The sequence below is a fragment of the Conexibacter sp. CPCC 205762 genome (assembly GCF_030646155.1).
GTDB lineage: Bacteria > Actinomycetota > Thermoleophilia > Solirubrobacterales > Solirubrobacteraceae > Conexibacter.
On sequence record NZ_JAUTDN010000073.1, the window covers coordinates 1 to 12,882 of the forward strand.

Annotated in this window: 12 protein-coding genes; 8 read left to right on the forward strand and 4 right to left on the reverse strand. The window is 71.9% G+C overall.

The features are described 5' to 3' along the window. Positions 1 to 1,491 (forward strand): APC family permease (locus Q7L73_RS27810; protein ID WP_304715768.1); only part of this gene is annotated, 1,491 nt, incomplete at its 5' end. Continuing rightward, on the forward strand, positions 1,491 to 2,669 hold the full coding sequence (locus Q7L73_RS27815; RefSeq protein ID WP_304693649.1) for a Xaa-Pro peptidase family protein: 1,179 nt from the start codon (positions 1,491 to 1,493) through the stop codon (positions 2,667 to 2,669). The genes Q7L73_RS27810 and Q7L73_RS27815, both read left to right, overlap by 1 nt. Before the next feature lie 22 nt (positions 2,670 to 2,691). On the opposite strand, the gene Q7L73_RS27820 is transcribed toward Q7L73_RS27815, so the two are convergent. Continuing rightward, positions 2,692 to 3,183: an Lrp/AsnC family transcriptional regulator gene (locus Q7L73_RS27820; protein ID WP_304693646.1), complete on the reverse strand. Its 492-nt coding sequence runs from the start codon at positions 3,181 to 3,183 to the stop codon at positions 2,692 to 2,694. A 128-nt stretch (positions 3,184 to 3,311) separates the two neighbouring features. On the opposite strand from Q7L73_RS27820, the gene Q7L73_RS27825 reads away from it, so the two are divergent. Genes Q7L73_RS27825 through Q7L73_RS27835 form a run of 3 tightly spaced genes read left to right on the forward strand, consistent with a single transcriptional unit; the run spans position 3,312 to position 7,679 of the window. Then, the gene (locus Q7L73_RS27825) at positions 3,312 to 4,778 is read left to right on the forward strand and encodes an aminobutyraldehyde dehydrogenase (protein WP_304693644.1); all 1,467 of its coding nucleotides are present in this window, start codon (positions 3,312 to 3,314) and stop codon (positions 4,776 to 4,778) included. Positions 4,779 to 4,786: 8 nt separating this feature from the next. Then, complete coding sequence (locus Q7L73_RS27830; RefSeq protein WP_304693642.1) at positions 4,787 to 6,175, forward strand: aspartate aminotransferase family protein; 1,389 nt, start codon at positions 4,787 to 4,789, stop codon at positions 6,173 to 6,175. Between the two features lie 55 nt (positions 6,176 to 6,230). Next, entirely contained in the window at positions 6,231 to 7,679 is a 1,449-nt protein-coding gene (locus Q7L73_RS27835) for a DUF2252 domain-containing protein (protein WP_304693641.1), read from the forward strand. On the opposite strand, the gene Q7L73_RS27840 is transcribed toward Q7L73_RS27835, so the two are convergent. Further along, on the reverse strand, positions 7,680 to 9,152 hold the full coding sequence (locus Q7L73_RS27840; protein ID WP_304693639.1) for an SDR family oxidoreductase: 1,473 nt from the start codon (positions 9,150 to 9,152) through the stop codon (positions 7,680 to 7,682). It lies immediately after the preceding gene. Positions 9,153 to 9,215: 63 nt separating this feature from the next. Here Q7L73_RS27840 and Q7L73_RS27845 point away from each other — a divergent pair, with 63 nt between their 5' ends. The 3 genes from Q7L73_RS27845 to Q7L73_RS27855 all read left to right on the forward strand — a co-directional run bounded on the left by Q7L73_RS27845 (position 9,216) and on the right by Q7L73_RS27855 (position 11,230). Continuing rightward, positions 9,216 to 9,698, forward strand: a complete 483-nt coding sequence (locus Q7L73_RS27845) for a hypothetical protein (protein ID WP_304693637.1) — start codon at positions 9,216 to 9,218, stop codon at positions 9,696 to 9,698. 37 nt (positions 9,699 to 9,735) lie between these two features. Then, entirely contained in the window at positions 9,736 to 10,218 is a 483-nt protein-coding gene (locus Q7L73_RS27850) for a hypothetical protein (protein WP_304693636.1), read from the forward strand. A 349-nt stretch (positions 10,219 to 10,567) separates the two neighbouring features. After that, a complete protein-coding gene (locus Q7L73_RS27855) occupies positions 10,568 to 11,230 on the forward strand; it encodes a hypothetical protein (protein WP_304693634.1) in 663 nt (220 codons plus the stop codon). Between the two features lie 33 nt (positions 11,231 to 11,263). On the opposite strand, the gene Q7L73_RS27860 is transcribed toward Q7L73_RS27855, so the two are convergent. Both Q7L73_RS27860 and Q7L73_RS27865 read right to left on the reverse strand, forming a co-directional pair. Next, complete coding sequence (locus Q7L73_RS27860) at positions 11,264 to 12,052, reverse strand: anti-sigma factor (RefSeq protein WP_304693632.1); 789 nt, start codon at positions 12,050 to 12,052, stop codon at positions 11,264 to 11,266. Continuing rightward, a complete protein-coding gene (locus Q7L73_RS27865) occupies positions 12,052 to 12,630 on the reverse strand; it encodes a sigma-70 family RNA polymerase sigma factor (RefSeq protein WP_304693630.1) in 579 nt (192 codons plus the stop codon). Before Q7L73_RS27865 ends, Q7L73_RS27860 begins: the two co-directional genes overlap by 1 nt. Between the last annotated feature and the right edge of the window lie 252 nt (positions 12,631 to 12,882).

Sequence of the window (12,882 nt, forward strand, 5' to 3'; positions counted from 1 at the left end):
GGCGCAGCCGCCGCTCCCGGCAGCGCGCCCGCCGGCGCCGCCGCCGGCGCGCCGTCCGGCAGCGCCGCGCCCGCGCCGCCCGGCGGCCAGCAGCTGAAGCGCGACTTCACGCTCACGTCGGCCTTCTCGCTGGCGTTCGCGTACATGTCGCCGATCGTCTGCATCTACGGCGTCTTCGCGATCGCGCTGGCGCTCGTCGGGCCCGGCTTCTGGCTCGCGATGCCGGTCGCCTTCGCCGGCCAGCTGCTGGTCGCCTACGCGCTCGGCGAGGTCGCCAGCCGCTACCCCTTCCAGGGCAGCCTCTACGCCTGGGCCGGCCGGCTGCTCGGCCCGACCTACGGCTGGTTCACCGGCTGGGCGTACGTCTGGACGGTGCTGATCGCGCTCGTCACCGTCGCCGTCGGCGCGGCGCAGTTCTGGGCCGCCGCCTTCGAGATCGACATCAGCGCGAAGTCGTCGCTGATCGCCGGCAGCGTCATCGTGCTCGCGATCGCGACGGTCTCGAACATGCTCACGCGCAAGCTGCTGCGGATCATGATCGCGGCCTCGATCACGGTCGAGGTGATCGCCAGCATCGGCCTCGGCGTCTGGCTCATAGCGTTCCACAACGTCAACCCGCTCAGCGCCGTCTTCGAGAACGGCGCGGGCGCCGGCGGCTGGTCGTTCTCGACCGTGCTGCTCGCGGTCGGCCTCGCCGGCTGGTCGTTCCTCGGCTTCGAGTCCTCCGGCGCGATCGGCGAGGAGGTCGAGGACGCGCCGAGAAACGTCCCGAAGGCGCTGCGCTACAGCCTGATGGCGATCGCCGCGATCGGCATCTTCGGCGCGCTCGCGCTGCTGCTGGCGGTGCCGGACATCGGCGCGGTGCTGAGCGGCGAGGACGTCGACCCGATCACGACGACGCTCAGCTACCACCTCGGCGAGACCGGCATGCGGATCTTCAACGCGATGTTCGCGATCGGCTTCACCGCCTGCGCGCTCGGCCTGCAGGTCGGCATCAGCCGCGTGATCTGGTCGTTCGCGCGCGACAGAGCGCTGCCCGGCTCCAACTGGCTGGCGAAGCTCTCCAAGCGCGAGGCGATCCCGCTCAACGCGCTCGCCGTCACCGCCGTGCTGCCGCTGCCGATCTTCTTCCTGACCGGCTCCAACGTCTACAGCGTGCTCGTCGGCTTCGTCATCGGCGGCTGGTACCTGACGTTCGCGATGGTGCTGATCGCGGCCGTGATCGTCCGCCGCCGCGGCGTCTGGAAGCCCGGCCCGTGGTCGCTCGGCAGAGCGTCGCTGCCGATCCTCGTGCTCGCGCTGATCTGGGCGGTCTTCGAGACGATCAACATCTCGTGGCCGCGCGAGATCGTCTCCGGCCCCGACTGGTGGCTGCAGTGGTCGGTCGTGCTCGTGACGGTCGTCCTCGGCGCGCTCGGCGCGCTCGTCTTCATGACCGTGCGCAGAACGATGCGCTTCGGTCAGCAGAACCCCGAAGAGCAGGAGTCCTGATGTACCAGTGGCCCACCGTCGACGCCGCCGCCCTGCGCGCGGCGCGGATGGAGCCGATCGCGCAGTTCATGCGCGAGCAGCAGCTCGACCACGTGCTGCTGTCGAGCTTCGACACGATCCGCCAGGCGACCGACTTCCGCGCGACGCTCGCGTACGACTCGAACTACGACTGGTACGCGGCGCTCGTCGCGGCCGACGGCGAGTCGACGCTGGTCGCCTGCGACGTCGGCGCGCCCACCGACGGCCCGATGCCCGGCCTGCCGTGGATCACGCGCCGCGTCGCCGGCCCCTCGTGGCAGTCGTTCTGGGCCCACCCGCAGACCTACGCGCGGATCCTGGCGGCAGAGCTGAAGCGGGTCGGCGCCAGACGCGTCGGCGTCGACGTGCTGCCGTTCGACACGGCCGCGGCGCTGCGCGCGGAGCTGCCCGGCGTCGAGCTGGTGCCGGTGCTGCGCGAGCTGCTGTGGGCGCGCCGCATCAAGCTGCCCGACGAGGTGCGGCTGCTGGAGGCGAGCTGCGACGTGCTGTCGCTGTGCGCGAGCGAGGCGATGAGCGGCTTCGTCGAGGGGATGACCGACCACGAGGTGATCACGCTCGCCGACGAGACGGCGCTGAAGCACCAGGTCGAGTGGATCTCGCACAGCGTGATCGTCGCGCAGGCGACGCCGAAGCAGGCGACCTGGCTGCCCAACGGCCGCCGCATCTGGGCCGGCGACGTCTTCTTCGTCGACTACGGCGTGATCGGCCAGGGCGGCTACACGGCCGACTTCTGCCGCACGGCGTTCGCGGGCGAGCCGCCGGCCGAGGTGGCGAAGGCTCATCAAGCGCTGCTGGAGGCGAAGGCGGCCGGCGAGGCGTTCGCCAAGCCGGGCGTGAAGGGCTCCGAGCTGGCGGCGCACGTCAACGCCGAGCTGACCGGCCGCGGCCTGCCGCCGACCTCCTACGCGATGGGCCACGGGATCGGGCTGCGGATGGTCGAGATCCCGAGCCTCTACGGCGCCGAGATGATGGACCACGACGACGTGCTCGAAGCGGGCATGTGCATCTGCATCGAGCCGTCGACCGCGGTCGAGCTGTCCAACGGCGAGGTCGTCGGGCTGAAGGAGGAGGACCAGTACATGGTCACCGACAGCGGCCTGCGCAAGCTGACGCGCACGTCGGTCGCGAGCGCGGCGTAACGCGCTGAGACCCCGGGCGCGCTCAGCCGCGCCCGGGCCCGCGCCCGGTGTCGAACGACTGCTTCGTCAGCTTCAGGTAGACGAACGTGTCGGTCGAGACGACGCCGTCGATCGCGCGCAGCTGCTCGGTGATCTCCAGCAGGTGCTGGTGGTCGCGGCAGACGACCTCGACCAGCAGGTCGAACTGGCCGGCGACGATCACCGCGTAGCTGACCTCTCTCAGCTCGGCGATCGGCTCGGAGACGGCCTGCGGTCTGCCGCTCGTCTTGACGCCGACCATCGCCATCGCGTCGAAGCCGAGCGCGAGCGGGTTGGTGACGCCGACGACCTCCAGCACGCCGCCGTCGACGAGCCGCTCGTAGCGGTTGCGGATCGTCCCCTCGGCGACGTTCAGCGCGCGCGCGATCTCGCGGAAGGAGGCGCGCCCGTCGCGCTGCAGCGCCTCGACGATCGCGCGGTCGAGGTCGTCGAGCGCGGTCCCCGCGATCGCGCCGCGTCTGCTGCTCCCGTTCATCGCACCGATGTTACTGACACCGCCTCAAGACTGCTGCATCCGCAGTCAATGTGCCTACACATTGCGGTTCGCACAGTGTAGGCTGGGTATAAGTACGCAAAGCGCAACGCGAGCTGGAGAGAGAACCAGTGGCTCAGACCACACCGAGCGCATCGTTCAGAAACCTCGTCGGAGGCCAGCTGGTCGACGCCGTCGACGGCGCCACGCGCGAGATCGTCAACCCGGCGACCGGCGCCGTGATCGCGACCGTCCCCGAGGGCGGCGCCGCCGACGTCGAGCGCGCCGTCGCCGCCGCGAAGGCCGTCAAGCGCGAGTGGAACGAGACGACGCCGGGCGAGCGCGCGACCGCGCTGCTGAAGCTCGCCGACGTGATGGACGCCGCAACCGGCGAGCTGGGCGCGATCGAGTCCGCCAACACCGGCAAGCCGCTCGCGATGGCGAAGGACGAGGTGACCGCCTCGGCCGACCTGCTGCGCTTCTTCGCCGGCGCCGCGCGCAACCTCGAAGGCAAGTCGGCCGGCGAGTACATCAAGGGCTACACGTCGATGGTGCGGCGCGAGCCGATCGGCATCGTCGCCGGCATCGCGCCGTGGAACTACCCGCTCAACATGGCGGCCTGGAAGATGGGCCCGGCGCTCGCCGCCGGCAACGTCCAGCTGCTGAAGCCGGCCGAGGGGACGCCGCTGTCGCTGCTGCGCTTCGCCGAGCTGGCGCACGCGTCCGGCGCGCTGCCGGCCGGCGTGCTCGGCGTCGTGACCGGCGACGGGCCGAACGTCGGCGCCCCGATGGTCGCCGACCGCGCCTTCGGCCTCGTCTCGCTGACCGGCGACGTGCGCACCGGCAAGACGATCGCGAAGGCCGCCGCCGACAACCTCACGCGCCTGCACCTGGAGCTGGGCGGCAAGGCGCCGGTCGTCGTGCTCGACGACGCCGACCTCGAGCAGACGGTCGCCGCGATCCGCGTCGCCGGCTACTGGAACTCCGGCCAGGACTGCACCGCCGGCACGCGCATCATCGCGACGAAGGGGATCTACGACCGCCTCGTCGAGGCGCTCGTCCCCGCCGTCGAGTCGCTCACGGTCGGCGACCCCGCCGAGGGCGACCAGATCGAGATGGGCCCGGTCATCTCCGTCAAGCAGCAGCAGCGCGCCTTCGGCTTCCTCGAGCGCGCGACCGCCGCCGGCGCGACCGTGCTCACGGGCGGCGGCGACGGCGTCGGCCCGGCCGGCGGCTCGTTCGTGCAGCCGACGCTCGTCGCGAACGTCGCGCAGGACGCCGAGATCGTCCAGAACGAGGTCTTCGGCCCGGTCGTGACGATCCAGCGCGCCGACGACTACGAGCAGGCGATCGCGTACGCGAACGACTCGCGCTACGGCCTCGCCGCCTCTGTCTTCACCAACCACGTCGGGCGCGCGATGGACGCCGCCCGGCGCCTCGAGTTCGGCTGCGTGTGGGTCAACGACCACCTCACGCCGATCACCTCCGAGATGCCGCACGGCGGCTTCAAGGAGTCGGGCTACGGCAAGGACATGTCGATGTACTCGCTCGAGGACTACACCCAGATCAAGCACGTCGCCGTGCGGATCGGACTCTGACCAGGACCATGACAGCCACAGCGAACACCACATCCGGCCTCGACCTCCAGCAGGCCGCCAGAGACCACCTCTGGATGCACTTCACGCGCATGAGCGCCTACAGAGACGCGCCCGTGCCGATCATCGAGCGCGGCGAGGGCTGCTACCTCTACGACACCAACGGCAAGCGCTACCTCGACGCGCTCGCCGGCCTCTTCGCGGTCCAGATCGGCTACGGCTACGGCGAGGAGATCGGCGCCGCGGCCGACGCGCAGCTGAGAGAGCTGCCGTACTACACGAACTGGTCCTACGCCCACCCGCGCTCGATCGAGCTGGCGACGAAGGTCGCCGAGCTGGCGCCCGAGGGCCTCAACCGCGTCTTCTTCACCTCCGGCGGCTCGGAGTCGGTCGAGTCGGCCTGGAAGCTCGCGCGCCAGTGGCACACCGCCAACGGCGAGCGCCGCTGGAAGGCGATCGGCCGCGACGTCGCCTACCACGGCTCCTCGCTCGGCGCGCTCTCGATCACCGGCGTCGCCGGCATCCGCTCGCCGTTCGAGCCGCTCGTGCCGCAGGTCTCGCACGTCCGCAACACGAACCGCTTCCGCCGTCCCGCCGGCGAGACCGAGGCCCAGTTCACGCAGTTCCTGCTCGACGAGCTGGAGCAGCGGATCGAGTCCGAGGATCCCGAGACGGTCGCGATGGTGATCATGGAGCCGGTGCAGAACTCGGGCGGCGCCTTCACGCCGCCGGAGGGCTACTTCAAGGGCGTCCGCGAGCTGTGCGACGAGCACGGCATCCTGCTCGTCGCCGACGAGGTGATCACCGGCTTCGGCCGCATCGGCGACTGGTTCGCCTCCAACCGCTACGACATCAAGCCGGACCTGATCACCTCCGCCAAGGGCCTCTCCTCGGCGTACGCCTCGATCGGCGCCGTGATCGCCTCCGACAAGGTCGCCGCGCCGTTCATGGACGGGACCGCGATGTACACCCACGGCGTCACCTTCGGCGGCCACCCGGTGCAGTCGGCGATCGCGCTCAAGAACATCGAGATCATGGAGCGCGAGCAGCTGCCGCAGAGAGTCCGCGCGAGCGAGGGCCAGTTCCGCGCGACGCTCAGCCAGCTGGAGTCGCTGCCGATCGTCGGCGACCTGCGCGGCACCGGCTACTTCTACGCGCTGGAGCTGGTGAAGGACAAGGAGACGAACGCCACCTTCACCGACGAGGAGGCGGAGAAGCTGCTGCGCGGCTTCCTCTCCGAGCGGCTCTACGACGCCGGCATCATCTGCCGCGCGGACGACCGCGGCGACCCGGTCGTGCAGATCTCGCCGCCGCTGATCGCCGAGCAGCAGCAGTTCGACGAGATCGTGACGATCCTCGGCGAGGTGCTGACCGAGGCGTCGAGACTCGTCGGCCACTGAGGCGGCCACTGGAAGAAGGCGTGACAGCCGTCGCCTCACCTGAGATGGTGAGGCGATGGCAGCCACCTCAGCTCCCGCTGGCGCGCCTGACACGGGCGCGCCGCTGATCGGCGCCGCCGCCGGCCGCGCCGCCCGCGCGCGCGTCAGACGCGGCGCCCACGGCGAGTTCGCGCCGGCCTCCGACCGGCCCGACCCGCTCGACCTGCTCGCCGCCCAGGCGCGGACGCGCCTGCAGGCGCTGGTGCCGCTGCGGCACGAGCGGATGGCCGTCTCGGCCTTCGCCTTCTTCCGCGGCGCCGCGGCGGTGATGGCGGCCGACCTCGCGGCGACGCCGCACACCGGCCTGCGCGTCCAGCTCTGCGGCGACGCCCATCTCGCCAACTTCGGCGGCTTCGCGGCGCCCGACCGCCGCCTCGTCTTCGACCTCAACGACTTCGACGAGACGCTCCCCGGCCCGTGGGAGTGGGACGTCAAGCGGCTCGCCGCGAGCATCGCGATCGCCGGGCGCGACCGCGGCTTCGGCAGCGAGCAGCGCGCGGTCGCGACGGGCGCGGCGGTGCGCGAATACCGCGAGGCGATCGGGCGGTTCGCCGCCGAGCGCCACGTCGAGGTCTGGTACGCGCGGCTCGACGTCGAGGCGCTGCTGGACCGCTGGCGCACGCGGATCCCGGCGAAGGAGCTGCGCAGCTTCGAGCGCGGCCTCGCGAAGGCGCGCGCGAAGGACAGCCTGCGCGCGCTCGACAAGCTGACTGACACGACGCAGGGCGTGCCGCGGATCGTCGCCGACCCGCCGCTGATCATCCCGATCGAGGAGGTCGGCGAGCTGTTCGGCGTGCCGTCGCAGCAGATCGCCGTCGGGGTCGACGAGCTGCTCGGCGAGCACCGCCGCACGGTCGTCGGCGCGACCGCGCACCTGCTCCAGCGCTACCGCTACGTCCACGCCGCGCACAAGGTGGTCGGCGTCGGCAGCGTCGGCACGCGCGCCTGGATCGCGCTGCTGGTCGGCGGGGGAGAGCACGACCCGGTCTTCCTGCAGCTGAAGGAGGCGCAGGCGTCGGTGCTGGAGCCGTACGCGGGCGCGAGCGAGTTCGCGACCCACGGCGAGCGCGTCGTGCGCGGCCAGTGGCTGATGCAGGCGGCGAGCGACATCTTCCTCGGCTGGGTCTCCGGGGTCGGGATCGACGGCCAGCAGCGCGACTTCTACGTCCGCCAGCTGTGGGACTGGAAGAAATCGGTCGACCTGGAGAAGATCTCGCCGCACGCGCTGGCGGCGTACGGGCAGATGTGCGGCTGGACGCTCGCGCGCGCCCACGCCCGCTCCGGCGACCCGGAGGCGATCGCCGCCTACCTCGGCGGCTCGGACCGCTTCGACCAGGCGCTGACGCGCTTCGCCGAGGCCTACGCCGACCTCAACGAGCGCGACCACGCCGCGCTGGTGGCGGCGCTGAAGCCGGGCGGGCGCTTCCACGTCGCGAGCGCGGCGGCCGAGCCGGCGCGCGGCTGACTACCAGGGCGACTTTCTGTAGTCCTTCAGGAAGATCCCGCAGAGGTCCTCGCCCAGCTCGCCGCGCACGATCGGGTCGTAGACGCGGGCGGCGCCGTCGACGAGGTCGAGCGGGGCGTGGAAGCCCTCGCCGGCGAGCCGCTGCTTGGTCGGATGCGGGCGCTCGTCGGTGATCCAGCCGGTGTCGACGGCGGTCATCAGGATCCCGTCCTGCTCGAGCAGCTCGTTCGCGCTCGTGCGCGTGAGCATGTTCAGCGCCGCCTTCGCCATGTTCGTGTGCGGGTGGCCGGGGCCCTTGTAGCCGCGGCTGAACTGGCCCTCCATCGCGGAGACGTTGACGACGTACTTGCGCCGCGCGCTGCTGCGCGCCATCGACCCGCGCAGGCGGCTGACGAGGATGAACGGCGCCGTCATGTTGCAGAGCTGCACTTCCAGCATCTCGGTCGGGTCGACCGCCTCGACCGTCTGGATCCAGCTGTTGCTGTCGTGCAGGTCGGGGACGAGGCCGCCGGCGTCGATCGCCTCGCCGACGGCGACGCGGTCCAGCGAGGCCGAGTTCGCTCTCAGCGCCAGCGCCGTCAGCGCGTGCGGCGTCGGCGCCCAGTGCTGGCCGGACTCGATCCCGGCCGGCAGCGAGGTCGGGCGGGCGCTCGCGACCTGGCCGAAGGTGACCAGCCGCGGCAGCTCGCCGTGCGGCAGCGGCGCGCGCTCGGCCTCGACCAGCGGCGCGTACGCCTCCGGCGAGCGGCGGACCGTCTGCGCGGCGTTGTTGATGAGGATGTCGAGCGGCCCCTCGTCGGCGACGGCGTCGGCGAGCGCGATCACCTGCGACGGGTCACGCAGGTCGATCCCGACGACTCTCAGCCGCCCGATCCACTCGTCGCTGTCCTCCATCGCCTTGAAGCGGCGGATCGCGTCGTTGGGGAAGCGGGTCGTGATCGTCGTGTGGGCGCCGTCGCGCAGCAGCCGCAGCGCGATGTACATGCCGATCTTCGCGCGGCCGCCCGTCAGCAGCGCGCGGCGGCCGCTGAGGTCGGTGCGGGCGTCGCGCCGCTGGTGGTTTCTGGCCGCGCAGCTCGGGCACAGCTGGTGGTACCAGTAGTCGACCTGCGTGAAGTGCTGCTTGCAGACGTAGCAGGCGATCGACTCGATCAGCGTGCCGGCGCTGCGGTCCTCGGCGGCGGTCGCGGTGCTGAGCCCGAGGCCCTCGGTCTCGTCGTCGATGCGGCCGGGGGCGCCGGTCGCGGTCGCGGCGACGATCGCGCGGTCGTGCTCGAGGATCGCGTCGCGGCGCTCGCGGCGGCGCGCCTTGCGGACGGTCTTGTAGATGCCGGCGGTCGCGCGCTGGACGGCGATCGCGTCCGGGTGCTCCAGCGGCAGCGCCTCGACCTCCGCGAGCACCTCCAGCGCCAGTTGGAGTCGCGCCGGGTCGATCCCCGTCGCGGGGCTCTGCTGGTCGTCGTGGGCCTGCATGGTCCGTTCCAAGGGTAGAGCCCTCTCGAGACCGCCGTCGTATCGAAAGGAACGGATCTCCAGATGAACCGCACCATCCTCCGCCTCTGCCTGCTCGCCGCGGCGCTCCTGCTGCTGCCCGCGACCGCCCGCGCCGACGACCGCTCGTTCGCCACGACCGCGGTCCAGCAGGCGCAGAAGCTGGCCAGATTCGAGACCGCGACCGGCAGAGCGCTCGTGCGCGTCGACAAGCGCGGCCGCTCCGCGATCCCGGCCGCCCGCAGAGCCGCCGCCGCGACCCGCGCGCAGATCGACCGGGCGCTGCGACCGGTCCGCGCCGCCTCGACCTCCAGCCCCGGCGGCGCCGCCGTCAAGCGCAGATTCGTCGCGCTGCTGGTCGCCGAGAAGAAGGCCTACACGACGGTCGACCGCTCGCTCGCGGCCTTCCAGTCCGGCGACGTGCGGACCGGCAACACGCTGCAGGCGCGCGCGAAGAAGGCGATCGAGAGAGTGCGCAAGGCGGCGGTCAAGCTGGCGCCGCGGCTGCGCTCGCTGATCGGCGCCTAGAATCCCGCCCTTCCCGCTACGGAACGGACCTCCTCGCATGCCCCGCGCCCTCCGCCTGATCGCCCTGCCCGCGCTGCTTCTGCTGCTGCTCGCCCCCGCCGCCGCGCGGGCCGACGACCAGTCGTTCGCGCGCACGGCGATCACGGGGGCGCAGACGCTGCTCAGATACGAGCGAGCGACCGGCAGCGCGCTGCAGAAGGTCGACCGCAGAGGCGTGCCGGCGGTGCCGGGCGCGCGCAGAGCGATCAAGCAGGTGCGCCGTCAGGTCGACACGCTGCTGAAGGCGGTCAGACCGGAGCAGACCTCCTCACCCGACGGCGCCGTCGCGAAGAAGACGCTGTTCGCGCTGCTGCGGCGCGAGAAGGACGGCTACGCCACGCTCGACCGTGCGCTGACCGCCTACGTCGCCGGCGACGCCCGCACCGCCCGCACGCTGCTGTCGCGCGCGAGAAGAGCGCTCGCGAAGGTCAGCAGCGAGGCGGCGACGCTCGGCGCGAAGCTGCGCGAGCTGGCGGCCTGAGCCGTTCGCGCGGCGCGGTGCCCGTCACGCGTGGGCGCCGGCGTGAGGCGCCCGCTCTGCGCACCGGCGGCGGCCTGACGGCACCGGCGCGGCCGAATCGCTACGCTGCCGCCTTCCCAATGAGAAAAGGCCCGCCAATGGCGAGCCTTTTCCCGGGAGGAGAGATGTGTCTATGTGGTGGTGCTGCGATCGGTGAGGAAGCTTTTGGCCGGGTTCGCAGTGGTCCCGGCGGGTGGTGCGTCGATCGCGTAGACACATACTGATCGTCTGACGATCGGCGTTGTGTGACGTTGGTCATAGAAGCCGAAGACGAGGGGCACGGATGCGTTCGGGACGAGGACGGCGGCGCGTGGCGCTCGCCTGCACGGCGGCGATGGCCTTCGCGGGCTGCGGCTCCGCCAGCGAAGAGGAGCGGGAGCGCAGCGACAGCGAGCGCGCTCGCGCGGCGCTGCTGAGACAGGCCGACCTGCCGGTCGAGTGGACGCGCATCGACGACGACGGCGAGACGCCGCAGCCGTCGGCCGAGGCGCGGGCGAAGATGTGCCCCGGCTACCCGGCCGAGTGGCTCTTCAGCGCGGGCGACGATTACGTCACGTTCGAGTCTGACCTCGGCGTCGTCATCCACGGCGTCACGACCGTCGCCGACGGCACCGACGCCGCCGCCCAGTTCGAGGACCTCGGCAGCCCCCGCTCGCTGCGCTGCGTCAGCGGCACGCTGACCTGGTCGATGCAGCAGGCCAACGGCGAGAGCGAGATCGAGCTGAAGCTCGGCAAGGTCAGAACCGAGCTGCTGAAGCGCGGCGGCGACGAGCGCGGCGTCCACATCGAGACGACGCTCGGCACCCCCGACGGCAGCGTCGAGATCCCGGTCGAGGCCGACTTCCTCGCGACGCACGAAGGCGATCACTTCTCGACCGTCGCCGTGCTCGGCCTGCAGGAGCCGGTCAACCCGGCGCTGCGCGACAGACTCGCCGAGATCGCCGCGCAGCGGCTGCAGCAGGTCTTCGGCTGAGAGCTGCACCGGCCGCGCCCCGGGGCGCGGCCGTCAGACGGTCGCGCTCAGCAGCGGTCTCGTCGTCGGCGCGGCGCTGCCGCCCGCCGGCTCTTCGGTCACGAGCACCTGGTCGCCCTGCGCGAGCGACTGCGGGATCGCGACCGTCGAGCTGCCGTCGCGCGCGAGCACGAAGACGGTCGACGGCTCGACGTCGCGGCCTCTGCGCATCACCCACGCCTGGTAGACGCGGCCGAAGCCGGCTCTCGGCAGGCGCGTGACGTCGAGGTGCCAGTTGCCGGCGTCGGAGATCAGCTGCGCGCGCACCGGCGCTCTGCCGGCGGCCGCGGTCGCGACCACCGGGACCGTCGTGCGCGGGACCGCCGTCCCGCCACCGCCGTCGTCGCCGCGAACCGCGAAGCCGATCGCGAAGGCAGCCGCGAGCGCAGCCGCGGCCAGTGCCGCCGGCAGGGCGGGCACGTGCCAGCCGCGCAGCCGCTCGCGAAGGGGGACGCGAGCGGCGCGCGACGTGGCGGCTCCGGCGCGGCGGACACGTCCGCCGACGCCGGCCTGTCCAGCGGCGGCCGCACCGGACACGTTTGTTTCCTGATCGGCTGCGATTGCCTCCAGCAGGCGGCTCTTCAGCGCGGGCGGCGGCGCCAGCTGCTCGACGGAGGCCGGCAGCAGCTCGACGGCCGGCGCGAGCCGGTGCAGCTCGCCGCGGCACTGGTCGCAGTGCGCGAGGTGGTCGGCGAACGCGACCGTCTCCTCGCTGTCGAGCGCACCGACGGCGAAGGCGGCGAGGTCTTCGTTCCAGCGGCTGTGTTCGTCGGCAACGTTCATCAGATCGCCTCGTCCATGCTGGTGCGCATCTTCTCCAGCCCAAGTCGCATGCGGCCCTTGATCGTGCCCAGCGGCACGTCGAGCATGTCCGCGATCTCGCGGTGGGTGAAGCCGCCGAAGTAGGCCAGCCCGAGCGCCTGCGACTGGTCGCGCGGCAGCTCCGCCATCGCTCCGCGCACGACCCGCGCGCGCTCGTTGCGCAGGACCGAGCTGTCGGTCCGCTCTTCGGCCGGCTGCGCCTCCAGCGCGCCGTCGTCGTCGTAGTCGAGCGAGCTGCGCGAGGAGGCCCGCCGCAGCGCGTCGATGCCGCGGTTGCGGACGATCGCCAGCACCCACGAGCGGACGCTGCCGCGCATCGCGTCGTAGCGGCCGCCGGAGCGCCAGATCGAGACGAACGCCTCCTGTGTCACGTCCTCGGCCGCCTGCCGGTCGCCCATGATGCGGTGCGCGAGCGAGTAGGCCGCGCCGCCGTGGCGGTCGTAGAGGACCTCCAGGGCACGCGCCTCGCCGCCTTCGACGAGCGTCATCAGCTCCTCGTCGGCAAGACGCTCCACGTTGCGGGGTGAGGGGCGTGCCATCGACTGCTATTCGCGCCGGCCGCCGATTCGGATCATCGCCGATCCGGGTTGGTCATCGATTCCGGGGGCAGTGATCCATTCACAGCCAGCCGCCGCTATGAACGCGCAGCAGGTATCTGGAACTCCGGAAGGGAGCATCACGTGAAGCCCCAGCTGACCGATCTCATCTCGCTTGAGACGCTTGACAGAGACGGCGCGTTGCGCGAGCAGGAGGCTGCGGTCGCCGGCGACACGCGCGCCGACTTGTTCCGC

What these genes read in the sequence shown, in the direction of transcription:
- Q7L73_RS27815 (WP_304693649.1), top strand. Translation starts at nt 1,491, where the DNA reads ATGTACCAGTGGCCCACCGTCGACGCCGCCGCCCTGCGCGCGGCGCGG.
- Q7L73_RS27820 (WP_304693646.1), bottom strand. Translation starts at nt 3,183, where the DNA reads ATGAACGGGAGCAGCAGACGCGGCGCGATCGCGGGGACCGCGCTCGAC.
- Q7L73_RS27830 (WP_304693642.1), top strand. Translation starts at nt 4,787, where the DNA reads ATGACAGCCACAGCGAACACCACATCCGGCCTCGACCTCCAGCAGGCC.
- Q7L73_RS27835 (WP_304693641.1), top strand. Translation starts at nt 6,231, where the DNA reads ATGGCAGCCACCTCAGCTCCCGCTGGCGCGCCTGACACGGGCGCGCCG.
- Q7L73_RS27840 (WP_304693639.1), bottom strand. Translation starts at nt 9,152, where the DNA reads ATGCAGGCCCACGACGACCAGCAGAGCCCCGCGACGGGGATCGACCCG.
- Q7L73_RS27845 (WP_304693637.1), top strand. Translation starts at nt 9,216, where the DNA reads ATGAACCGCACCATCCTCCGCCTCTGCCTGCTCGCCGCGGCGCTCCTG.
- Q7L73_RS27850 (WP_304693636.1), top strand. Translation starts at nt 9,736, where the DNA reads ATGCCCCGCGCCCTCCGCCTGATCGCCCTGCCCGCGCTGCTTCTGCTG.
- Q7L73_RS27860 (WP_304693632.1), bottom strand. Translation starts at nt 12,052, where the DNA reads ATGAACGTTGCCGACGAACACAGCCGCTGGAACGAAGACCTCGCCGCC.
- Q7L73_RS27865 (WP_304693630.1), bottom strand. Translation starts at nt 12,630, where the DNA reads ATGGCACGCCCCTCACCCCGCAACGTGGAGCGTCTTGCCGACGAGGAG.